The following is a 22,624-nucleotide window of genomic DNA, read 5'->3' on the forward strand; positions in this document are numbered from 1 at the left end:
CATGGCGCGCAAGGGGATCATTCTGGCAGGCGGCTCGGGCACGCGGCTTTACCCGATCACCATCGGCATCTCGAAACAACTGCTGCCGATCTATGACAAGCCGATGATCTATTACCCGCTGTCGGTGCTGATGCTGACCGGTATCCGCGACATCGCCGTGATCACCACACCGCAGGATCAGGACCAGTTCCGCCGCACGCTGGGCGATGGCAGCCAATGGGGGCTGAACCTCAGCTATATCGAACAGCCTTCGCCCGATGGCCTGGCCCAGGCCTATCTGCTGGCCCGCGATTTTCTGGCGGGGGAACCTTCGGCCATGGTGCTGGGCGACAATATCTTCTTCGGCCATGGCCTGCCCGATCAGCTGGCCCGCGCCGATGCGCGCGCCAGTGGCGGCACGGTGTTCGGCTACCGCGTGGCCGATCCCGAACGCTATGGCGTAGTAGGGTTCGACGACACGGGCCGGGTGAACCGGATCATCGAAAAACCCGCACACCCGCCCTCGCCCTATGCCGTCACCGGGCTGTATTTCCTCGACGGCACCGCGCCGGACCGGGCCCGCGCCGTCACGCCTTCCCCCCGGGGCGAGTTGGAGATCACCTCGCTGCTGGAAATGTATCTGGCCGAAGGGCTGCTGTCGGTGGAACAGATGGGCCGCGGCTTTGCCTGGCTGGATACCGGCACCCATGCCAGCCTGCTGGATGCCGGAAACTTCGTGCGCACGCTGACCGAACGGCAGGGCCAGCAGGTGGGCAGCCCCGAAGAGATCGCCTTTGCCAAGGGCTGGATCAGCGCCGATCACCTGGCGGCGCGGGCCCGGCTGTTCGGCAAGAACGCCTATGGCAGCTATCTGATGGGTCTGCTGGACCCCGCCCACCGCTGAGCTCAGCCGGGCCAGCCGGTTTCCGCATCCACCGCGCCGCCTTCGGCCAGGGCGGCCAGCAACGCCGCTTCGTGATCGAAACAGGCCTGCACATGGGCGCGCACCGCCCGGGCAATCGCCAGAATCTGCCCCGCAGCCAGAAGGATGAAGCGGCCATCGGGCAGTTTCCATTGCACGCAGGTCTCCGGGTCCAGCATAGCGGCCAGCGCGGCGCCGGTCAGCCGCGCCTGCGACACGTCGTCGGTGGCCACAGGCAGCCCGTCCAGCACGATCCCGGCCGCAATCGCCCGGTCGCGCCGCAGCTTGATCGCGGCCCGGCGGGCGGCAAGCGTCTCTGCATTGCGGGTTTCGGCGGGAATGACCCGGGTCCAGTCGATCATTGTGCAGTCTCCTCGGGTCCATCGGCGGGCAGCAAGACCGGGCCATCCCCGGTCAGATCGAGCGGGGCAGGGTGCAGACGGGCCGGGCCGGCCTCGGCCCCATGCGGCAGGATCAGCGTGAGGCGGATCACCCCGCCCTCGCGCGTCACATCCGAGGCCAGCCAAGGGCAGGCCACCGCCGCGCGCGGCAGAACCGCGCCCTCGGCCAGCGGGGTGAAATCATAGTCCGTGCCGTTGATCGTCAGCACATCGCCCGCGCGGTGCAGGCTCAGGGTTGTATCCATGCGGATGGGGGACAGGGTGATGTACATGGTGGCCCTCCTCAGAACCAGCGGCCGATGGCCGTCAGAATATAGTCGAACCCACCCGCCGCGCTGGCGGTGCGCATCAACCCGGCAGAAACAGATGTCGTGCTGTGGGTGTTGGTCACCACCCAGCCGACGCTGTTTTTGCACTCGCCATGCACCACCGGATAGGATCCGGTCACGAAGGCGGCAGGAAAGCTCCAGACCGAAAAATTGCAGGTGTAAAGCGCGCCGCTGGCCACATTGACCGCGCCAGACGTCAGACCGGGCGAAATGCAGATCTGCGTCCCATCGGCAAAACGAGCATATTCGCCATTCGCGTTGCTGGCGCGCTCGATCACCGCCCCGGTCGGAACGCCGCTGGACTGGCTGACCGCGCCGACAACCGGTGTATCCTGCACCCAGGCCGTCCAGCCGCCGCTGTTGTAGCTGCGGGTCCAGCGGCCTTTCGATGTGACCAGCGGTGTCAGCGTTTCCACGAAAGCCACCGTGCTGATGCGCTGCACATCGAGCGTGGCATAGGTGGCAGCCATGCCGGGCGGCCAAGTGCCTGCAGTGGTATTGGTCGGATGCAGCAGGTAGAGACCCGAGGCGAGCGTGCCATCGTCGAGATTGGCGGCCACCGTCGGTGCACCAACCGTACCCGTCCCGAAGTCCCCGGTCCGCATCAACCGCCCGGCGGTCGCATCGGTGGCGCTTTGCGTGATGGCCGTGCCGGTCAGCGGCAGGTCGAGCTGGAAGGCACTGCCCCCCATCAGCGCGCGCGCGATGCCGGCCACGGCGAACCCGATCTGGCCCGTCGCGCTGCGAAACAGGCCGGTCGTCGGCGCGGCCCCAAAACCCAGCGCCGGGGTTGCCGCAGCGCCATCGCCAAGCACCGCCCCGGCGGGCAGGCTCACCCGGCCTGTCGCGTGATCGGCGAGCAGCGCCTCGCTCCAGGTCAGGCCATCGGGACTGACTTTCACGCTGAAATCGTCACCGCCGACCAGCCCCATCTCGGCCCGGCCCGACCAGTTGTCCTGAAACAGCAGGCTCGCCGTATCGCCGGACGCGGCCTTGTTGACCTTCACCTGATGCCCGGCCCCGGCATGGGTCAGCAGCGTCGCCGCCGCCGCCACGGCCAGCCGGTTGGTGGCATCATGCGTGGTATTCACTCCCAACCCCGCCAGATTGTCGAGCGGCAGTCGCTCCCAGGCGGTGCCACGCCAGATGCGCAACTCGCCCTCGGTCCGGCCCCAGGCACGCCAGCCGTCGCGCGGCGGCACAAAGGCCCAGGTGGTGCCGTCCCAGGCGGCCAGCCTGCCGCCCTGCCCCGTCCAGACGCCCTCCGGCGCGGCCCCCAGCGCATGGATCTCGCCCACCCCCGGGCTGGCAGGCGGGATCAGGCCGTCGAACCCCTGCACGACCAGTTGCACGATCTGGTCAAGCCGGGCGAGCGCCTCGTTATGGGTGACGTGCTTTTGCGCCTGCGAGGGCAGCAGATAGGGCAAGGCAAGATTGGGCGAGGTATTGGGCATGGCGGCTCCGGCCTGGGTTCAGCAGCGCTTCGGCCTGCACCATGCCGGGATCGCCTTGCCCGCCGCTGAATCGCCCGGCCACCGCCGTTACCCCGCGTTAACCCCGATCCGCCACGCGCGCATTCACCCAGCCCAGGAAAGCGCGGTCCGGCGCGGTCAGCCGCGGCTGGCCCGACATCACCCAGAAGGCCCGCCATTCGGCCTCCAGCGCATAGACATCCGCCCCCGCCGCCAGCGCCCGCGCCGCATCCAGCACCTCGGGGCCGAAAGGCGCGGGCAGGGCGGCACTCTCGTCCTCGACCAGCCCGTTGCGGCTGAAGCGGATCACATCACACGGCTCCTCGCTCATGGTGTAATCGGGCAGGCCCGCCTCGTCGATCATCTTGCGGATCGCTGCGCGGAACACCCGCAACGGCGCCGCCGACCCCGCCTTCTTGTGCAGCACCGCCACCGAAACCCGCCATTCGGGCTGGCGCCCGCAATGCTTGCGCGCCAGTTCATAGACCCGCCGCTCCAGCGGTTTGCGCAGCCCGAAATACTCGCGGCTCAGCGTCAGCACCGACCGGCCGACCACCGCGCGAAACAGCCAGTCCGACAGCGTGACCATGACCGACACCATCCGCCCGCCGCGCGTCTTGCGCAGGATCTCCCAGCTTTCGATCAGACCGAAGCCGGAGGTCACCTCGATGCCGCCGGTGGTCAGGTTGGTGGTGATGCGCGTGCCCACCAGCCGCTCGAACGCCTCGCGCAGCCGCTGATAGCTGTCGCCCCCGGTATCGCGGCCGGTCGCCATCAGCAGGTCATGCGCCTTGAGCTGCAGCTTGCGGCTGACCTCGCGCCCGGCATTCAGCCCGGCCATCAGCTGGCTGATGCAGAAGATCAGGATGTCCTTGTCAAAGATCGTGGCCCGGCCCTTCACCGAAGGCGTCACCTCGATCAGCGCGCCATTATGCTCGTAGCGCAGCACCCGCAGATCGGGTTTGGTGGACAGCGAAAAGATCGGGTGTTCCATCGTGGCCAGATCATCCTTCGGGCTGGCCCCAAAGATGTCGCAAGTGAACAAATCGCCGATCACCGGCGGCGCGATGTCACGCCGCATTCTTGCGGGAATGCCTCCCGCCCCTGTCAGTCCCGCCATCTGCCGCCTCTTGTGATCCCCGTTTTCACATCGGGGTTTCAGTGACACCCACCCTAGAATTATCCACAGCCCGCGTCCAGCCGCCGGAATGGCGGATCAGAGTCGCCGCTTCGGGGGATCAGAGTCGCTCGACTGTCGGATCAGAGTCGCCCCTTGCCCCAGATAGCGAAAATTCACCATGCAAAACAAAGGGCTGCAAAAAGGGCTGGGAAGCTGTAACATATAAGAATAACATCCAATAACAGAAAAAATCCGCACATGGCCCTGCCCCTGCTTGGCACCAGCCCCGCCAAAGCGCCGGGAGCAACGCCCTCTGCCCCCCGCAAGCCACAGAATCAGCAATGAAAATACAGTGATGTGCGGTCTTTTCTTCCATATGCCGCGTTTTGTGTTATGTTTCAAAAAAAGCATCACATGAGGCACCGATGAAGCCCGAGGCCGCAGCAGCCCTTCCCCCCTATTTCGGCATTGATCCCGATGCGGCGCTGGCCGCCCTGGGCGCCCCCACCGTCACGGAAGAGTTTCAGCGCATCGCCAAGGCCTGCGAGGCGGGACGGATCGATCTGGCCGGGCGCGGGCTGGACGAAACCGGGCGGCGGCAGTTGCGGATGTTCTCGACCTGGGAAATCACCCGCTATCTGATCCCGGTGGCCCAGGCCCATTTCCGCCGCGTGCTGAAACAGAATCCCGATCTGCCGCAGGGCCTGTCGGAAACCGAGGGCGGTGCGAAATGGTTCACGCTGGACGAGGTGCTGCGCCTGCGGGCCTTCTTTGCCGCCGAAGGATCGAAGGCCAAGCCCTACCTGCCCTACCGGCCCAAGGGGCTGCCCGCCAAGATGCTGGCGGTGGCAAATTTCAAGGGCGGCGTCGGCAAGACCTCCACCTGCGCACATCTCGCCATGTCGGCAGCGCTGGATGGCTACCGCGTGCTGGTGATCGACCTCGACAGCCAGGGTTCGATGACCTCGATCTTTGGGGGCCGGGTGGCGGATGAATGGCAGACGGTCTTCCCGCTGCTGGCCCGCCATTACGCCACCCATCTGCGCGCCGACAACCAGCGCCGGCTGGACCGGGGCGATGCGCCGATCCCGATGGATGATACGCTGGGCGAAGCGCTGACCATCAAGGCCGACAGCCTGATCCAGAAAACCCACTGGCCGAATATCGACCTGATCGGGGCGCAGCTGAACCTCTACTGGGCCGAGTTCCAGATCCCGGTCTGGCGGATGCAGTCGCGCGGCTGGAAGCTGTGGGATGCGCTGACCGAAACGCTGGCCGCCGATGGCATCCTCGACCAATACGATGTGATCTTCCTCGATACCCCGCCCGCGCTGGGGTATCTCACGATCAACGGGCTGGCGGCGGCGGATATCCTGCTGGTGCCGATGGGCGCCTCGTTTCTGGAGTTCGACAGCACGGGCCGGTTCTTCGACATGCTGCATTCCACCTTCCGCTCGATCGAAGAGGGCGAGAACATGGCGGCCCGCGCGCTGGGGCGGCGAGAGCTCAACTTCGAATGGGATGCGGTGCGCACCATCATCACCCGTTATGACGGGGCCCAGCAGGCCGAGCTTGCGGCGCTGATGCAGGGCTGGATGGGCAAGACCCTGTCCCCGCACCGGCAGGATTTCACCGCGCTGATCGGGCAGGCGGGCGAACAGGTGCGCGGCATCTACGAGGCCGATTACCGCGACTTCAACCGCGAGACCTATGCCCGCGGCCGCGAAACCTTTGACGAGACCTGGGCCGCGGTGAAGGCGCTGATCCTGGGAAGCTGGCGGCGCGACGAACGGGCGGCCGGGCAAGAGGCGGCAGAGTGATGTTTCGCGCGCGAAACACCAGCGTGCGCCGTGTTAGAGCCGCATTGGCCTCTGGCCCCCTATCCTGCGCCCCCCTGAGACGGAGCTGAGCCATGGCCAAACGCAAGCGCCTTCTGCCCTTCGGAACCGAGTCTGACGCCCCCGAGGCGATGCCGGTGCTGGAGACGAAAGCCTTCCCCACCTATCCGCTCGGCTATGCCGGGGGGCACACCTATACCCGTCAGGCCCCCATCGCCGACATGGCCGGGGCCGCCGCCGCCACCGCCGCGATGGAGGAAATGGCCGATCTGCTGCGCCGTGCCAAGGAAGGCGGGCGCATGGTGCTGACCTTGCCATTGGTCGAGGTGGAGGCAGGCTATCTGGTGCGCGACCGCATCACCACGACCCCCGAGGATATGGCGGAACTGGTTGAATCGCTGCGCGCGCGCGGCCAGCAGACCCCGATCGAGGTGGTGCAGCTTGCGCCGGGCCGCTATGGGCTGATCTCGGGCTGGCGGCGGTTGCAGGCGCTGCACCACCTGTCGGCGCAAACCGGCGACACCGAGAAATTCGGCTCTGTTCTGGCGCTTTTGCGGCGGCCGGAACAGGCCTCCGATGCCTATCTTGCCATGGTGGAAGAGAACGAGATCCGCGTCGGCCTGTCCTTCTACGAACGCGCCCGCATCGTGACCAAGGCTGTGGAGCTGGGCGTCTACCCGACCGAGCGCGAGGCGCTGCGCGGGCTGTTCCCCACCGCGTCGCGCTCCAAGCGGTCAAAGATCGGGTCGTTCATCACGGTGGTGCGGGCGCTGGACGGCGTGCTGCGCTTCCCCGAGGCGCTGGGAGAGCGGATCGGCCTTGCGCTGGCCCAGGCGCTGGAGGCGGATGGCTCTTTCGGCGCGCGGGTTGGGGCGGCGCTGGCGGCTGCCGCGCCAGCCGATGCGCAGGCCGAGCAGGTGCAGCTGTCGCGCCTGCTCGCGGGGCCAAAGGCGCCCAAGGCCAATACAGAAAAACAGGCTCAGACCGCCGTGTCAGAGACGAATTCTGGCGCCGAGCCCCTGCCCGGCCTGCGCGTGCGGGCCGAGGCCGGGCGGCTGGTGATCGAGGGCAAAAAGGCTGATGCTGTCCTTCTGGCGCGGCTGATTGACTGGCTGGGCCGGCAGGACTGGTCTGCTGACGGCTAGGACAGCAGGGCGGCGAATTCGCGGGTAAGGGCGGCGGCCACGCGTTCCAGCTCGGCCTCGGCGGGTCGGGGCGTGGCGAACAGCCCGGCCAGATGCTGCTGGGTTGCGGCATAGGCTTCGGCCTCTGCCAGGCTGACAGGCCGTCTGGCGTCAAAGGCGTCGGGGCGGGGCGGCACGGCGTGGAAGTTCCGCCAGCCTCCCGGCCTGATCAGCCGGTGCACTGCATGGCCGGGCCCCGCGAAATACAGCGGTATCGCTCCGGTTGCGAAGGCATCATAGATCTTTTCCGAAACATATTCCCGCTGATGGGTGTTCTCGAACGCGCCCAGATAACGGCAGCGCAGATCGAAGCGTTCCAGCTTGTCCTGATGCCAGTCAGGCAGGGCTTGCCGGGGCGGGCCGTCGCTCCAGCCCTTGCCAAGACGCAGCACCCGCGTCCCGGTGCACAGCTGGGTGAAGCGGCTGCGGTAGACGCTGAGCCCCCAGAGATCCTCGGCGGGCCAAGCCGGTCGGTGCCGCTCATGCGTGCGCTTTTCGCCCATGAAACCCGCATCCCATTCCGCATCGCGGAACTGCGCCAGCCAGTCGGTGGCGCTGCGCCCGGCATTGCGGTCCAGTCGCGGCTGGTAGTGCGCGATGTAGCGCGGATGCGTCAGCAGGAAGTAGGGCACCTGTGCCGCCTGGAAGATCGCCGAATTCTGGTGGTTCAGCACTGCATAGGGCAGGGGGCCTGAAGCGGTGGCGAAGACCTGATGGCGCGCGAAAGGGTCCGGCGCCCAGCAACTGTCCCAGAACGGCTCTTCCGACAGCAGCACAAGGCGCAGCCCTGGCCGGGCCGCCAGCATCTGCCACAGCCTGTTGCCAAACAGTTCCAGATCCTTGTGATGGCTGATCGTGACGATCTGCGCTTCGGTCGGATCATCGACCAGCCGCAGCCGCCCCGCCAGCCGGTCGCGGATCGGGGCATAGGCCAGCGGCTGACGATTGCGAAAGGCGCCGAAGGTCAGAACCCGGATCATGCCGTCCCGGCAGGGCCGTTTTCCGGCGGCAGGACGCCCAGCCGATCCAGTTCGGCCGCCGCCGCCTTCGCCTGACGCTGGGCCCGCCGCAGCCCCGCCTCGTCGCAGGCCATCGCGGCCAGCTTGCCTTCCGCGATATGGCGGCGCCAGCGTTCCAGCGCCAGTTCCTCTGCATTGCGGCGCAGCATGTGGCCGATCTGCGCCTCGAAGACGCAGGGGGCATCAACCAGATGCAGGTTGCCCTCTTCGGGGTAATCGGCCCAGTCGGGGGTCAGATCCTCCAGCGTGAGGTCGCTGCGGCGGGAGACAAGGGCGGCATTGCTGTCGGCAAAGCGAGCTTGCAATTCCTGCGCCAAGGCCCGGCCCGGCTGGATGCGCTCGATCCCCGGCATGGTGTCGAGGTGATATTCGGTCCGCTGCGGCAGGCCTGCGGCGGCGAGGGCGCGGTTCACCACATTGGCCAGCGCGATGGCCCGCCAGTCGAGCGCGGTGTTTTCGCGCCCGGGCGGGGGCAGCTGGCTGCTGTCGATTCCCAGATTGCGGATCAGGTAATCGGTCATGTCCGGTTCGCGGCGGAAGGGCACCAGCCGGATATTCTCTGCGCCGAAGACACTTTCCCAGCCCTGCAGGAAGCGGTTGTAGCCGTAGAAATAGTTGTTGGGCCCCACGCCGGGCCGGGTGATTTCCGCCCGCGACATCTGGCGGCCGATCCGCGCCAGTTGCGAGGCATTCGACATCATGAGATCAATCTGCGGCCGCAGATGCAGATAGACCGTGATCCCGTCGAACAGCGGGGCCAGCAGGTCGCGCAACCGGGCCGCCATCTGTGCCGTGTTGATCTTGCTGAAGATATGTTCGTTCGACATCAGCATGACGCGCGCGCCACCTTGCGCGGCCACTTCGGCTGCGATCTCCTCGGCCAGGCGGCTGCGGAATGCGGCGTGATCTTCGGCGCTGTGGATGCCGTTCTGGGCAAAGCTTTCATCCGGCTTGTCGGTGTCGCGGGCATAGGTGGCCAGCTTGCGGTGGTTCTCCTGTCCCGGAGCTTGTGCATAGCGCAGGCCCTGTGCCTGCAGCGCCTCGCGGTTCTGGCTGAACCAGCGCTGCAGGCTGGTGGTGCCGGTCTTCGGGGTGCCGATGTGCAGCGCAAGTTTCATCTTCCGTCTTCCTTCTGTTCCAGTGCCTCGTCGGCGGCGGCAAGTGCCCGGAGCGCCCTGAATTCCGCGATGTGATGCAGGCTGTCCAGCCGGGCGGTCTGTATCTGCAGCCGGTCCTGCACCGGCTGCAGATGTGTGGCCATCTCGTTGCAGGTGTCGGCTCGGGCCTGATGCAGCGCGCGCTCCATCTGTTCGATCCGGCGCAGCAGTCGGTCCTGTCCCCAGACGGCGACCACGCCCGCCACGTCACCGCAGTGCAGGGCCTCGGCCATGCCGCCGATCGCCGTGGCCATGAAACGGTTGCGCAGAGGCGCCCAGAGCGTGTCCGGGCATGCTGAAAGAACCTGCGCTGCCCGGTTCGCATAGGGCCAGAAGGCCGGGGCCTGTAACCGCGTCACATGCCAGGACATGTTGTTCAGCAGCCATCCCAAAGCCGCGATCTGCAGCTCTGTCTCATCTGGCGGCAGCCGGTCGCGGATGGTTTCATAATGGGTGAAGAAGGCCATCAGTTCCACCCCGGTCGAGGCCATGGTCTGGCCCGGTCGGTTGATGCGATGCTGGCACAGCACTGCATCGTGGAAGGCGATCTCTGCAGCCCTTTCGCAGACCTGCCAGTGGAAGGGGTTGTCCTCGAAGAAGAAATTCCCTTCGGGAAACCGGATGCGGTGGCGTTCCAGAAAGTCGCGTCGATAGAACTTGCGCCATGGCACGGCGATCAGCGACAGCGCGAAACTCCGCCGGGCCGCCATGTCGCGCGCGGCATCGAGCCCCCGCCAGTGGCGGGCATCGGCCGGTGGGCGCGATTGCCCCGAGGCCTCATCATATTCCAGATAGTTGCCGATCAGGATGTCGGCCCCCGAGGTCTCGAATGCAGCGCGGCAGGCGGCGAAGCCGGCAGGCTCCAGCCAGTCGTCGCCGTCCACAAAGAAGACCGCCTCGCCTGTGGCCTCGCGCAGGCCGATATTGCCGGGAATCCCCACCCCGCCTACCGTATTGCAGCCCAGAAGGATCGGCCGCAGGGCCACGTCTTCGCCGAAGCCGCCCGCAGCCAGCAGCGCCTCGACCCGTTCGGTCGTGCCGTCGTCGGACCCGTCATCCACCACGATGATCTCGTCGCCGGGGCGGGTGCAGCCGCGCAGGCTGTCCAGACAGCGCGCGACATAGCCGTCGATGTTGTAGGTCGTGACAATAAAGGAATGTCTCATTGCGGTCTCCGTCCCGCCGCCTGTCGCAGGACCCGGGCAGAAAGCCCCGGAGCGCGCAGCGCCAGCAGGGCAAACAGCGGCTCCGGCATCTTGTGCAGCAGGAAATCCTGCACCAGATCCGCGAATTCCGGCCGCAATTCGGGGGCCAGCGTTTCGGTGATCCAGCCGAACAGCCGGGTCTGGAATTCCACGAAGGGTTCGGCGAAGGCCAGAAGTTCCGGTGCGCACAGCAGTTCCGCCAGCACCGGCTGCAGGGCGCGGAACACCTCGAACCGTTCGCGACCGCTGCGGTTGGTCAGCCGGTCGCCCCGGTCGATCACGAAATGCTCACAGCAGATCCGTCGGGAAACCAGAATGCGCTGCGCCTTCAGAAAGCTCATCCAGTGCAGTTCGATGTCGTTGTGCACCGGGATCTCGGTGCAGCGGATGCCGGTCTCGCGCAGGAACCCGATGCGGTAGATCTTGTTCCACGGATAGGCGGCGATGCGGCAAAGCTGGCTGGCAGCACCGGGCTGCAACAGGGCAGGGGTCTCCTCGGCGCCTGAAGCGGCCCAGTAGCGTTCATCGCCGGGCAAGGGGCCATAGCCGCCCGTCGCCCGGACCCGGCTGTCCACATGGCAGAACAGGCAGAAGTCGAAATGATCTTTCATGGCTGCCAGATCGGCGATCAGCAGACCCAGATCCGGCAGGAACAGGTCGTCGGAATCGAAGAACAGCACATGGCTACCCGTCGCCTGTTCCAGCGCCATGTTGCGCGCATGACCGGCGCCGCGCTGCCGGTCGCTGCGCAGCCAGACCAGCCGCGGATCGGCGGCGACCTCTGGCGACAGGCCGGGCATTCCGGGGCCGCAGGGCGGCTCCGATGCATCGTCGGAGACGATGATCTCGGCCAGGCATGTCATCTCGCGGGCCTGGGTCAGCAGGCGGGTGAGCCCCTCGGGGTCGTTCCAGACCGGGATGACGAGCGAAAGCCTCATACGATGAAGACCCGCAGATCCTGCAGCAGGATCTGGCTGGTTTCGGGGCGGAAGAACAGGATCAGCTCGCGCCAGGGCGCCACCGCCGGCACGACCGGATCGCCATCCAGCACCAGCGCGTCGAGATGAGTGCCCGATCCCGTCGTGGCGACGACGGTCTTGCGCAGGAAGCTGTCGGTGAAGCCGCCGTCGCGGCCCGAACGCAGGCAGAAGCGGAAGGTCGTGGTCTGCGGGCTGCTGCAGCGGCAGACCACGCCCAGCACCTGCCGCCCGCTCAGATCCGCCGGGCCGAGCGCCAGATGCAGCGCCATCCAGCGGCCGGGGGTGGCGGCGTTGAACTCCATGTCGAGCAACCGGCCGGGTTCAGACCGGAACCGGCCGGTCGTCTCGCTTTCGGGATCGAGCGAGAAGAACAGGCCCGGCAGCAGTTGCTGGTTCGACACGATGTCGCCCGAAAGTTCGCCCTCGCGCAGCAGGGCGAGCGTGGCATTGACCTCGGCATCGGGGGCGAGGGAGAGGTTATGGGGCATGGGCAGTGGCTCCCGCAGGGGACGTGGGTCTGGATCGGCGAGGTCAGGATCTGGGGCGCGACAGCAGCCGACGGGCGGTGCGCAGCGGCTCTGTCATCTTCCAGGAATGCGAGGCGAAGACACGCTCCCGTTCGGCGATTTCTGCGCTCAACGCCTGGGACAGTTCTGTTTCATGTGCGTGCAGCTGCTCCAGACTGGCGACAAGCTCGGCCTCGCGGGCGCGCAGCTTCTCCAGCTCGCGCGCCTGGGCGGCGATCGTGTCCAGCAGGCCGGTGCTGTCGGCTGTCAGGCGGGACATTGCGTCGCGGGCGGCGATCAGGTCGTTGCGTTCCTGCTGCTGGACGACGATTTGCCCCCTCAGCCTGCCAAGCTGGACCTCGGCCGCCACCCGCGCCTCGGCCTCGCGGCGCAGATCGGCCAGAAGCCGCGCCATGTCCTGATCCGAGGCAGCCGCTGCCTGCCGCCCGGCTTCGGCGGCCTGCATGTCGAGCGCGGCCTGCAGCAGATCCAGTTGCGCCTGCAGATGGGCCATCTCGCTCTCGCTGGTGGCCAGCCGTGCCGCTGTCTGGCTGTGCAGATGCTCGGTCTTCGCCAGACGGTCGTCCCGCTCTGCGATCTTCTGGCGCAAATCGGCGGCTTCCGCAGTCAGCGGCCGGAGCTGCTCCAGCTCTGCGCGCAGCCTGTCTGCGGTGTCGGCCAGCGGCTCCAGCTCGGTCACGCGCTGTTGCAGGGCGGCCTTCTGGCGGTCCCAGCCGGCGGCCTGCGCCTCCATGGTTTCCTGCAGCAGAGACAGCTGCTCCTGCAGCAGTCCGGCCTCGTCAAGCGCTGCCTGATGGGCCTCGGCGCTGCGGGCCTGATCTGCCGTCTGCGCGGCCAGACCGGCGGCGATCTGGTCAAGGGCGGCAAGGTCGAAGGCCTGCGGTGCGGGCAGGATGCTGCTGGCCTGCAGTTCGGCCAGCACCGCCGCCAGTTCCGGCAGGCGGGCAATGGCCAGATCGGCCAGCGCCGCCAGATGGGCAGGATATGCGGGGTCACGGGCGCCAGCAGGCGCCACCTGCAGGCCCAGTTCCGTCAGCGCGGCCCCGGGACTGGTGAAGACGCTATCGGCCAGCAGGGTGACGCGGCGGCGGTTGCGGCGGAAGACCGCCAGAACCTGCTGCATCGCCGCGCTCCACTCGGTCAGCGCCGGCCCGGGGGCCGAGCCGGCGGCCAGTGCCCGCGCCAGCGTTTCTGCCGCGCCATGCCAGATGATGAACAGCTTTTCCCCGCTGGCCAGATGACGCAGCGCCGCTTCGGGTGCGAAGGCCGCCAGTGACGCGGGACCCGGTGCCGACATGCGGCAGGCGTCGATGACCGGCTGTCCCACGGCAGAGGTATAGAGGATCACCCGGGGCGTCAGTGCGCCTTCGGTCATGTCATCCTGCATAGATGGGCCTCGTTCTGTTTATCGTTTCCCTGAGGCGTATGCGGGGCGGATCAGCCCTGCAGCCCCCGCCCGCCCTCTCCGCCCGGCCTGCCACCCGGCAGGGTGTCAGCCCTTGGCCCCCTGGCCGCGGGCATAGATGTCTTCGTAGCGGATGATGTCATCCTCGCCAAGATAGCTGCCGGTCTGGACCTCGATCAGCACCATGGGCACCTTGCCGGGGTTTTCCATCCGATGCACCGCACCCAGCGGGATATAGACCGACTGGTTTTCCGTGACGAGCTTCACGTCCTTGTCCACGGTCACCCGGGCGGTGCCCTCCACCACGATCCAGTGTTCGGCACGGTGATGGTGGCTCTGCAGACTCAGCGCGGCGCCGGGATGCACCACGATGCGCTTCACCTGAAAGCGCTTGCCGATCACCAGGCTTTCATACCAGCCCCAGGGTCGGAAATCGCGCGGGAAGCTTTCGGCCTGCGAGGCGCCCTGTTTCTTCAGCGCGGCGACGGCCAATTTCACATCCTGCGCGCGGTCCTTGTCAGCGATCAGCACCGCATCGGGCATGGCCACGGCCACGATGTTCTTCAGTCCGATCCCCACCAGTTGCAATGTTTCCGATTCCGACCGCAGCAGACTGTTTTCGCAATCAATTGCCGTGGTCGGCCCTTCGGACACCACGCCCGCGTCATCGGGCCCGGCCTCGCGCCAGACGGCTTCCCAGCCGCCGAGATCCGACCAGGCCCCGGCATAGGGCAGCACGGTCAGGTTGGTGGCCTTCTCCATCACTGCATAGTCGATGGAAATGTCCTGCAGCCCGCCCCAAGGTGTCGCAGCGAGACGGGTGAAGGCCAGATCGGCCTGTGCCCCGGACAGCGCCTCGCGCACGAGGGCGAGCATATCCGGCGCATGGGTCTCGAACGCCTCGATCAGGGTGCCGGCGGTGAACAGGAAGATGCCTGCGTTCCACAGATGCAGCCCGCCGTTCAGCATGTTCTGCGCCGTGGCCAGATCGGGCTTTTCGACAAACCGCTTCAGCAACTGTGGCACTGGTGCAAAATCCTCGGTCGCGGTCGACAGTTCCAGCCAGCCATAGCCGGTTTCGGCCCGGTCGGGGCGGATACCGAAGGTCACGATCTGCCCGGACTGCGCAGCGGGGACGGCGGCTCGTGCGGCCTGGCGGAACTGTTCGGCTTGTGGCACCACATGATCCGACGGGGCCACGAGGATTAGCGCATCCGTCCCGCTGTGCCCGGCAATCTGCAGCGCTGCTGCCAGAATCGCGGGACCAGTGTTGCGGGCCGAGGGCTCGATCAGCACATTGGCGGGCGCAGTTTCCACGGCCGCCAGCTGTTCCAGCACGATGAAGCGGAAATCCGATCCGGTGACCACCAGCGGAGCGGCAAACTCCGGCCCCGACAGGCGGCGGGCCGAGGCTTGGAACAGGCTTTCGTCGCCGGTCAGCTTGGCGAACTGCTTGGGATAGCTCTTGCGCGATAGCGGCCAGAGGCGGGTGCCAGAGCCACCGCAGAGCAGGACGGGATGAATGGTCGGGGTCATGCCAGGTATCCGAATGTCTATTAGGGGGAAGGTCAGTGGCGAATATCGTTCTGATGGTCGAGGAACCAGCGGTAGGTCCCGGCCAGCCCGTCCTGCAATCCAATGCCGGAGGTCCAGCCCATGGCGGCAAGACGACTGACATCCATCAGCTTGCGCATCGTGCCGTCGGGCTTTGTGCTGTCATAGCTGATGCGGCCGGTGAAGCCCGTCACCTTGGCCACCATGCGGGCCAGTTCGGCAATGGTGACATCGCTGCCCGAGCCTACGTTGATATGGCTCAGCATCGGTTCGGTATTGGCCTCGTACACATCCTTCGGCAGATCCAGCACGAAGAGCGAGGCCGCCGCCATGTCATCGACATGCAGGAATTCGCGCAACGGCGTGCCGGTGCCCCAGATCACCACCTCTTCGGTGCCGTTTTGAACGGCTTCGTGGAAGCGGCGGATCAGCGCGGGCAGCACATGGCTGTTCTGCGGGTGAAAATTGTCGCCCGGCCCGTACAGATTGGTCGGCATGACCGAGCGGTAATCTGTGCCATGCTGGCGGTTGTAGCTTTCGCACAGCTTGATGCCGGCAATCTTGGCCACCGCATAGGGTTCGTTCGTGGGCTCCAGCACGCCGGTCAGCAGTGCATCCTCGCGCATCGGCTGTGGCACCGCCTTGGGATAGATGCAGGACGAGCCGAGCTGCAATAGCCGCGTGACCCCGGCGGCGAAAGCCTGATGGATCACGTTGCATTCGATCATCAGGTTTTCATAGATGAAATCGGCCGGATAGGTGCTGTTAGCCAGAATCCCGCCTACCTTGGCGGCGGCGAGGATCACCATATCGGGCTTTTCGGCCTGCATGAAGTCCCGCACCGCCGCCTGGTTGGTCAGATCCAGCTCGGCATGGGTGCGGGTGATCAGGGTGAGGGCTTCGCCCGCATTCATGCGGGCCTGCAGGCGGCGCAGGATCGCACCGCCCACCATGCCACGATGCCCGGAGATGTAGATCTTACGCATTGGCGTTGATCTTCCTTTCCACAAGAAGGTGCCCGATTCTGCCCGACCGCGGCCCGGTGTCTGCTATGCCCTTGCGCAAGGTGACTTCCGGCTGATCGGGAAGCTGTTCGATGCGCAGCGTCGGGCTGTTGATCCTGTCGAAAAGGAACATGCTGATCCGGCGATAATAGGCGAACTGGTCATAGGCGAGGAAGACGATCTCACGTCCGGGCGCCAGAATCCTGAATTTTCCGGCGCTCGGCCCGATGATATAGGAAACTCCCAGCGCGTCCATGCCGGAAGGCAGGCGCAGTTGCAGCGGACTCTCCGGCTCCACGATGGCCATTTCCGCCTGGATCCCGGCGCGTCCGAAGGCCTCGAGGCGTAGATCCTCGCGTGCCGAGACCATGGGGATAGGCAGCGCGTCGAAGGGGAAGACGAAATCCGCGGCCGCCGGGCGCGCCCGCTGATCCGCGATCGTATCCGATCCGAGTATCTCTTCGACAAAGGCCCGCAACTCTTCCGCATAATAGCGGAAACCGTCCTGTGTGGCATGGACCTGATCACGCAGCAGCTCCGGGCGCAGCGGCACTCGGCGATAGGGCAGGCCCTCCTTCCGGGCGACCTGCGCATGGGTCCGGTACAAGACATCCTCGTCGGTTGAGAAATCCCGGTGCGGCAGATCCAGAAAGGCGAAGGCCTGCCTGCGCTGGCGCAGCAGGCCGACGATCTTGTCCAGCAGCCCTGCATAGGACTGGGGCTGCGCCCCGTTCGCCCAGCGATAGCCGGGTGTACCTATTTCTAGGATCACCAGATCGCAGGGATTCTGGTCCAGGATCGTGCCCAGCAGGAATTTGAGCTGATGCAGATGGACCCCGCCCAGGCCCACCTTCTTCAACTCGAACGGCGCGTCGCGGCTGCTCGCCTGGGCAAGTTCCACCAGACCGGGTGTATCGGCGATGACGCTATACCCCAGAACCAGGATCTTGGTATGTGGCATGCCTGCCCTCAGCCGTTTTCCAGGCTGACCGGCACGTCATGCCCATGCGCCTTTAGCAAGGCGTGGCGCTGTGCGACCTTCAGGTCTTCTGCCACCATCTCGGCGCACATTTCCTGTGCGGTTATTTCCGGTACCCAGCCCAGCTTTTCCTTCGCCTTGGTCGGATCACCCAGCAGGGTCTCCACCTCGGCGGGGCGAAAATAGCGCGGGTCGATGCGCATCAGTACGTCACCCACCTTGACCGCCGGAGCCTTGTTGCCGGTCACGGCGATGACCGTGGCGATCTCGCCCACGCCGGTGCCGGTGAATTCGAGCGCGATGCCCAGCTCCGCCGCTGTCCAGGTGATGAATTCACGCACCGAATACTGCACACCGGTGGCGATGACGAAATCGTCTGCCACGTCCTGCTGCAGCATCATCCACTGCATCCGCACATAGTCTTTCGCGTGGCCCCAGTCGCGCAGGGAGTCGATATTGCCCATGTAGAGGCATTTCTCGTGCCCTTGGGCGATGTTCGACAGGCCGCGGGTGATCTTGCGGGTCACGAAGGTCTCGCCGCGGCGCGGGGACTCGTGGTTGAACAAGATGCCGTTGCAGGCATACATGCCATAGGCCTCGCGGTAGTTCACCGTGATCCAGTACGCATACATCTTTGCCACCGCATAAGGGCTGCGCGGATGGAAAGGCGTGGTTTCCTTCTGCGGAATCTCCTGCACCAAGCCGTAGAGTTCGGAGGTCGAGGCTTGATAGAAGCGAGTCTTCTGTTCCAGCCCGAGGAAACGCGCCGCTTCCAGTAGGCGCAGTGCGCCGATGGCATCGACGTCGGCGGTATATTCCGGTGCCTCGAAGCTGACCGCGACATGGCTTTGTGCGCCGAGGTTGTAGACCTCGTCCGGCTCCACCTCGCGCAGGATGCGCGTCAGGTTCGACGTGTCGGTCAGATCGCCGTAATGCAGCTTGAAGCGGGCGTTGTCGATATGCGGATCCTGATAGATATGGTCCACCCGCTGGGTGTTGAACAGCGAGGCGCGGCGCTTGATGCCATGAACCTCATACCCTTTTTCCAGCAGAAATTCCGCAAGATACGATCCGTCTTGTCCCGTAACGCCCGTGATAAGTGCTTTTTTTGCCATTCGTGCTTCTCCAATAAAGAGCCTGTATCTCGCCTGCCGCAGGTCCGTTCAGCCCGCCGGTCTAGGGATGGGAAGGAAACCGTCATGTTGGTGCATGAGCCCCTCCAGTGGATTTGGCTTGTTGCCACAGTTCGACGATTGCGGCTGCCGTCTGTTGCAGATCCTGATTGTCAAGTTTCTCGCCAGTAGCCGGATCACGGGGCGTCGGGGCGAATAGTTGGTCCCGATCAGGGAAAAAATGCTGCCGAACCCATTCAACGGATTCCGCAAACGCATGCTCATAGGCGGCAACGGTCTCTGCTTCGGCGATGTAACGCCGACCGTCGGAAAAATGGCGCTCGAAAAATGCGCTCATCTGGCTGCGCCCGGTGTTGACGGTGCCATCGGTCAGATAGACTGGGATGTCTCGGTTGATTCTGCGCAGGAGTTCGATCCCCAGAGCGCTAAGCGATTCATTCTCGCGCGCGGGGCGTTGCGTTGCGCTGGCGGGCAGATCGCAGGCGGCCATGAAATCGTCGATCAGATCGCCATTCACAAAATCCTGCCGGTCAAACAGCCGGACGGTGATGTTGTCCTTTCCGAACACCGCCATCCAGCGGCGCAGGGTGGCCGCATGGTCGATGACGCTGCGGAAATAGGGCGTGTTGGGCGGGGGCAGCTTGCCCGTGGTCGAGCCATGTTTCACCGCCGTCGAATAGAGCGAGATTGCGGTTGCCGCCGGTGAGCGGAGATAGATGCAGATTCGGATCTCGTCGAACAGTTCCGACAGATGATCCTGCAGGCGACGGATTTCCGTCTCCTTGAGCAGTCTGCTCTGCAGATGTTCGGACGAGATAACGGTACGTGGCAGGTCAGCCCTGCGTACCTCTTTGACGAAAGCTTCCCACCAGCGCCGCTTCGCCGCCTTGCGGGCCGCGAAGTCCAACAGATTCATCTGGCGGAACAGGTCGTCGACATGATCGTCTTCGTTCATGATCCCTGCCAGCAGACGATGGTTCGTCTGCCCCAGCGAGAAGGGCACCAGAATCCCGGCCTCGCGCAGGGATTTCCGGTTAAGGTCCAGAAACCGCTGCAAGGTTGTGGTGCCGGTCTTTTCAGTGCCGATATGAAGTACCGCCTTCATGCCCATCCGTTTGTCATTGCTCGTCCCGCATCACAGCCCTGCATAGAGCCCGGACGCTGCGATGTCACGGCAGAATCCCGAATAGGTCAGGTCTATGGCCTGGCGCCGCAGAAGCAGATAGGCATGGGCTTCGGCGATCTTTTCCGGCTGGGCCAGCAGGGCATCCGCCTCGGCCACGTCGCAGGCATAAAGCGGATAGTCGAAGCCCAGGTATTCGATCACTGCGGGCAGCGGGTTGACCAGAAGCGGGGTTGCCCGGGCCAGACATTCCACGATTACGTTGTTGGCGGCGGTCGCATACATCAGGCAGATCACGACCGACGAGGACAGCAGCGCGTCATATTCGTCGTTTGGCACCATGTGGCGGACATCCACCGCCGGATCAAGGTAATCACCGAACCGGGCGATCTCGGCATCAAGATAGCCCTGCGTCTGGCCCTTCATCAGCATGATCCGCTCGTGCCCCCAGGCCCGCAACCTGTGGATGCCCTGCAGCCGACGCAGCCAATCGCCGACCTGCACCACGCGCGGCCGCGCCCGGTAAGCAGCATGGTCGAACATCCGCACGTCAAGCTCGGTTGGGTGAAGTACCGACAGGGTGGGAAGATCGGGGTCCACCACCTTCAGGTCGCGTTCCAGATCGGCGCAGAGCGTGATGATTCCGCGGCACTGTGGCCGCGAGGCGCGCCACAGATCGGTGTCGAAGAACCGTTCGGGGCTGACGGCCGGGCCATACCAGTCCGGTGCGTCGAACGGGACGTGCAGGATGCCGATCCAGTCTTCGGTGAGCGGAGCGGGGCTGTCGGACGCGGCTTCGCCCGGGTCGGTGCCCCAGACGAAATAACGTTCGAGGAAGGGCAGGAAGCGCACGCCGGTCCCGTCGGTCCGGTCCAGCGGTTCCAGCGCATGGATCAGCGTGTTGAAGCTGTTGCGATGCACCCCGAACATCTGACTGCGCCCGGTGAGGTTCAGCTTGCGGGGCACCTGCGGCATCGGGCGGGTAGCATGGGGGGGCAGGCCATCGCGGCGGGCGATGAACGGCGCGATGAAATCGCCTTCGACCACCCGGTGCAGCCGCTCCAGATCCGTGCCACGCCGGTTGTGCGAGGTCGGGTTGACGAAATAGAAGCTCAGCGGCGCCGGGTTCATCCAGGCGGCCGCGCCATCCTGCAACGCCTTCAGCCAGAAGGCCCAGTCGGCATAGGTGCCGTAATGCGCCTCGTCGAACCAGCCATAGCGGTCATGCATTGATCGCCGCCACACTGGCATGCAATGCGGCATGTTGTGGGGGGCAAGCTGCGGCGGATCGTCCTTGGTCAGATGGGCCAGATCGAAGAAGCCGTAGCGCCCGGCGCGGTCGGCATACCAGCCAGCGCGTTCGACCGGCAGGCTGCCATCCGGCGGATAGTCGTAGAACGGGTTGATCGCGGTGGCCGCAACGAGCACATCGGGATTGGCCTCCAGATCTTCGACCAGCGTCTTCACCTGCAGCGGGTCGCGCAGGTCGTCGACATTGGCATTGGAGACATATTTGTGCCGCGCCATGCGGATGCCCAGATTCCAGCAGGCATAGAGACCAGGATCCTTGCGGTTGCGCAGCACCACGGCATTCTTCTGCCGATCCAGCAGACCACCAAAGGCCTCGACCTCGATGTCCGACAGGGCTGCGGTCAGGAAGATATGCTCGATGAAACTGTCGTAGCCGACAAGCGCGAGGGAGTTGTTCAGAAACCCCGTGATGAAGCTATCCGAGCGGAAGACCGAGGTCACCAGCGTGCAGCCCAACTCGACATGGCCCGCGGGATAAAGCGCGCCCGGCCCCGCGATCACGCATTGGGTCTCGGCCAGAATCTGCGGCGTGACGCGCGACAGATCCCCCACGAAGGCGATACTGTCGATGCTGTCGGGCAGGCTGCTCAGCAGGCTGCGGCGCAGCTCCGGCAGCGGGGAGGGTGACAGGATTACCGTGAGGTTGGTGGGGAGTGGATGGTCGGGAACGGCCTCGCACAGCAGGCCGATCCGCGTGTTCCATTCGGTTGCCATCTCCTGCAGCCGGGTCAGGCCCGCAGTGCAATCGGCCCCTGCCGGATGGGCCAGCAGCAGCAGTGGGCGGGCGGCGGCTGAAATCGGAATCATGCTTGGGCTGCCTTCGCTACATTCTGCCGCAGTAGATGCTGGGCGATCCGGTATTCGGGCTGGCGCGAGGCGGCAAGCCGCGATAGCAGCTGTAGCCCGCGCGTGGTGTTGCCGCAGTCGAGCCAGGCCAGACCCGCCCCAATCAGTGCCACCGGACGGGCGGGGTCCAGTCGCAGCGCCGTCTCGAACCGTTCGGCATCCAGAAGGGTCAGCCGCGCCTTCAGCCCGGGATTGCGCAGCAGCAGCGCGAACAGGTCGAGATAGCGCTCGTAGGACACGAGGCTGGCGGTGCAGGACGTGTCGACGAGGTTGTCCCGCAGAGCCTGCAACGTCGGCAGGATGTCCTGATGCAGCGCGTCCGGGCCTGCTGTCCGGGTGGCTCGATAAAGGTCAAGAAGCCTGCGATGTGTGGCTGCGAAGGTGCTGTCGTAACCAGCGCTCATGCTGTCTGCCTTGTCGTAACGATTGTTCTGCGATGCGTGGCGCAAAAAATTATTCAACCGGCTTGTGCCACCTTTGCCCTTCTTCCCGCAAGTGGCCTGCGACAGATCAGCGGAGCTTTGCAGGCAGCCGCCCGTCACTTTTCTGCAGGATTCGCCTACATACTTTGCGTTTGGTGATTTTTTGTTCGCGTCCGGCCGTGCGTCGCGCGCGCGCACTAAATAGCTACCCGATAGATGTTCCAAAGCATCACGCACCTTCCCCGCGGGGGGGGGCTGTGGGGGCGATTCCGTCCTTCAGGGGTGATTCCGGCCTCCGGGGCGGGCTGGCCGTCGCCGATCATGGAAAGCGGCCCGTGAAAGCGCGTTTTGGCGCCGCCAGAAAAATATGCGGACTCAATGAAACAAGGCCTTCGTGACGGGATGATGAAGAAAATGCGCCCGATCTGCATTTTTTCTCTTGCGGGTTTTGGTTGGTGGGCCTAGATACCGCCTCACCGAAACGGACGGTTGGAAGACTGGACGGGTCGGGGCGGCGGACCGAGAGGGAAGCTGGTAGGAGTTGCGGCTTGGCGGCGCGCCAAAGGATTGGCGCGGTGCTGTGTTTTTGACTTCATGCTCTTTGACATTGATGGAATATTGAAGAGATATGTGGGCGGTTTGGTCGTTTCGACGATTGGATGCTTGCATATCGGCCTACTAGCTTCGGCGATGATGTAGGTGACAGCTTCACTG

At 65.2% G+C, this 22,624-nt stretch carries 21 protein-coding genes; 3 read left to right on the forward strand and 18 right to left on the reverse strand.

The features are described from left to right. The first annotated feature begins 1 nt into the window (after window position 1). Window positions 2-883, forward strand: a complete 882-nt coding sequence (gene rfbA / locus BMX43_RS18090; protein ID WP_091303555.1) for a glucose-1-phosphate thymidylyltransferase RfbA — start codon at window positions 2-4, stop codon at window positions 881-883. A 2-nt stretch (window positions 884-885) separates the two neighbouring features. On the opposite strand, the gene BMX43_RS18095 is transcribed toward rfbA, so the two are convergent. The 4 genes from BMX43_RS18095 to BMX43_RS18110 all read right to left on the reverse strand — a co-directional run bounded on the left by BMX43_RS18095 (window position 886) and on the right by BMX43_RS18110 (window position 4,184). Further along, a complete protein-coding gene (locus BMX43_RS18095; protein ID WP_091303556.1) occupies window positions 886-1,263 on the reverse strand; it encodes a DUF4376 domain-containing protein in 378 nt (125 codons plus the stop codon). Beyond that, window positions 1,260-1,574, reverse strand: coding sequence for a hypothetical protein (locus BMX43_RS18100; RefSeq protein ID WP_091303557.1), 315 nt, complete (start codon window positions 1,572-1,574; stop codon window positions 1,260-1,262). Before BMX43_RS18100 ends, BMX43_RS18095 begins: the two co-directional genes overlap by 4 nt. 11 nt (window positions 1,575-1,585) lie before the next feature. Continuing rightward, window positions 1,586-3,085 carry a DUF2793 domain-containing protein gene (locus BMX43_RS20300; protein WP_245749533.1) on the reverse strand — a complete coding sequence of 500 codons (1,500 nt, stop codon included), beginning with the start codon at window positions 3,083-3,085 and terminating at the stop codon, window positions 1,586-1,588. Window positions 3,086-3,182: 97 nt separating this feature from the next. Further along, window positions 3,183-4,184, reverse strand: coding sequence for a replication initiator protein A (locus BMX43_RS18110; protein ID WP_091303558.1), 1,002 nt, complete (start codon window positions 4,182-4,184; stop codon window positions 3,183-3,185). A gap of 464 nt (window positions 4,185-4,648) precedes the next feature. On the opposite strand from BMX43_RS18110, the gene BMX43_RS18115 reads away from it, so the two are divergent. Next, window positions 4,649-6,043: an AAA family ATPase gene (locus tag BMX43_RS18115; RefSeq protein WP_091303559.1), complete on the forward strand. Its 1,395-nt coding sequence runs from the start codon at window positions 4,649-4,651 to the stop codon at window positions 6,041-6,043. A 92-nt stretch (window positions 6,044-6,135) separates the two neighbouring features. Further along, window positions 6,136-7,206, forward strand: a complete 1,071-nt coding sequence (locus BMX43_RS18120) for a ParB N-terminal domain-containing protein (protein WP_091303560.1) — start codon at window positions 6,136-6,138, stop codon at window positions 7,204-7,206. Here BMX43_RS18120 and BMX43_RS18125 read toward each other — a convergent pair. From BMX43_RS18125 to BMX43_RS20055, 14 genes are all read right to left on the reverse strand, one after another. After that, window positions 7,203-8,225 carry a glycosyltransferase family 10 domain-containing protein gene (locus BMX43_RS18125; RefSeq protein WP_091303561.1) on the reverse strand — a complete coding sequence of 341 codons (1,023 nt, stop codon included), beginning with the start codon at window positions 8,223-8,225 and terminating at the stop codon, window positions 7,203-7,205. The two genes, BMX43_RS18120 and BMX43_RS18125, sit on opposite strands and share 4 nt — an antisense overlap. Next, window positions 8,222-9,382, reverse strand: coding sequence for a hypothetical protein (locus tag BMX43_RS18130; RefSeq protein WP_091303562.1), 1,161 nt, complete (start codon window positions 9,380-9,382; stop codon window positions 8,222-8,224). The genes BMX43_RS18125 and BMX43_RS18130 overlap by 4 nt, the downstream gene beginning before the upstream one ends. Further along, on the reverse strand, window positions 9,379-10,587 hold the full coding sequence (locus BMX43_RS18135) for a glycosyltransferase family 2 protein (RefSeq protein WP_091303563.1): 1,209 nt from the start codon (window positions 10,585-10,587) through the stop codon (window positions 9,379-9,381). Before BMX43_RS18135 ends, BMX43_RS18130 begins: the two co-directional genes overlap by 4 nt. Then, complete coding sequence (locus BMX43_RS18140; RefSeq protein ID WP_091303564.1) at window positions 10,584-11,564, reverse strand: glycosyltransferase family 2 protein; 981 nt, start codon at window positions 11,562-11,564, stop codon at window positions 10,584-10,586. The genes BMX43_RS18135 and BMX43_RS18140 overlap by 4 nt, the downstream gene beginning before the upstream one ends. Continuing rightward, window positions 11,561-12,094 (reverse strand): hypothetical protein, encoded by a 534-nt coding sequence (locus BMX43_RS18145; protein WP_091303565.1) that lies wholly within the window; start codon window positions 12,092-12,094, stop codon window positions 11,561-11,563. The genes BMX43_RS18140 and BMX43_RS18145 overlap by 4 nt, the downstream gene beginning before the upstream one ends. 43 nt (window positions 12,095-12,137) lie before the next feature. Further along, window positions 12,138-13,520 carry a coiled-coil domain-containing protein gene (locus BMX43_RS18150; protein ID WP_091303566.1) on the reverse strand — a complete coding sequence of 461 codons (1,383 nt, stop codon included), beginning with the start codon at window positions 13,518-13,520 and terminating at the stop codon, window positions 12,138-12,140. A gap of 105 nt (window positions 13,521-13,625) precedes the next feature. Next, window positions 13,626-15,074 (reverse strand): mannose-1-phosphate guanylyltransferase/mannose-6-phosphate isomerase, encoded by a 1,449-nt coding sequence (locus tag BMX43_RS18155; protein ID WP_091303567.1) that lies wholly within the window; start codon window positions 15,072-15,074, stop codon window positions 13,626-13,628. A 32-nt stretch (window positions 15,075-15,106) separates the two neighbouring features. Further along, window positions 15,107-16,078: a GDP-L-fucose synthase gene (fcl, locus tag BMX43_RS18160; RefSeq protein ID WP_091303568.1), complete on the reverse strand. Its 972-nt coding sequence runs from the start codon at window positions 16,076-16,078 to the stop codon at window positions 15,107-15,109. Then, window positions 16,071-17,057 (reverse strand): SGNH/GDSL hydrolase family protein, encoded by a 987-nt coding sequence (locus tag BMX43_RS18165; protein ID WP_091303569.1) that lies wholly within the window; start codon window positions 17,055-17,057, stop codon window positions 16,071-16,073. The genes fcl and BMX43_RS18165 overlap by 8 nt, the downstream gene beginning before the upstream one ends. Window positions 17,058-17,065: 8 nt before the next feature. Continuing rightward, window positions 17,066-18,190 carry a GDP-mannose 4,6-dehydratase gene (gmd, locus tag BMX43_RS18170; protein WP_091303570.1) on the reverse strand — a complete coding sequence of 375 codons (1,125 nt, stop codon included), beginning with the start codon at window positions 18,188-18,190 and terminating at the stop codon, window positions 17,066-17,068. Window positions 18,191-18,272: 82 nt separating this feature from the next. Then, a complete protein-coding gene (locus BMX43_RS18175; protein WP_091303571.1) occupies window positions 18,273-19,319 on the reverse strand; it encodes a sulfotransferase family protein in 1,047 nt (348 codons plus the stop codon). A 24-nt stretch (window positions 19,320-19,343) separates the two neighbouring features. Beyond that, window positions 19,344-21,449, reverse strand: a complete 2,106-nt coding sequence (locus BMX43_RS18180) for a glycosyltransferase (RefSeq protein ID WP_091303572.1) — start codon at window positions 21,447-21,449, stop codon at window positions 19,344-19,346. Beyond that, window positions 21,446-22,147, reverse strand: a complete 702-nt coding sequence (locus BMX43_RS18185) for a hypothetical protein (protein ID WP_139201624.1) — start codon at window positions 22,145-22,147, stop codon at window positions 21,446-21,448. The genes BMX43_RS18180 and BMX43_RS18185 overlap by 4 nt, the downstream gene beginning before the upstream one ends. Window positions 22,148-22,383: 236 nt before the next feature. Further along, window positions 22,384-22,624, reverse strand: a 241-nt coding sequence (locus tag BMX43_RS20055; RefSeq protein WP_217643990.1) for a hypothetical protein, incomplete at its 5' end; no start/stop codon positions are given.

The sequence above is a fragment of the Gemmobacter aquatilis genome (genome assembly GCF_900110025.1).
Lineage (GTDB): Bacteria > Pseudomonadota > Alphaproteobacteria > Rhodobacterales > Rhodobacteraceae > Gemmobacter > Gemmobacter aquatilis.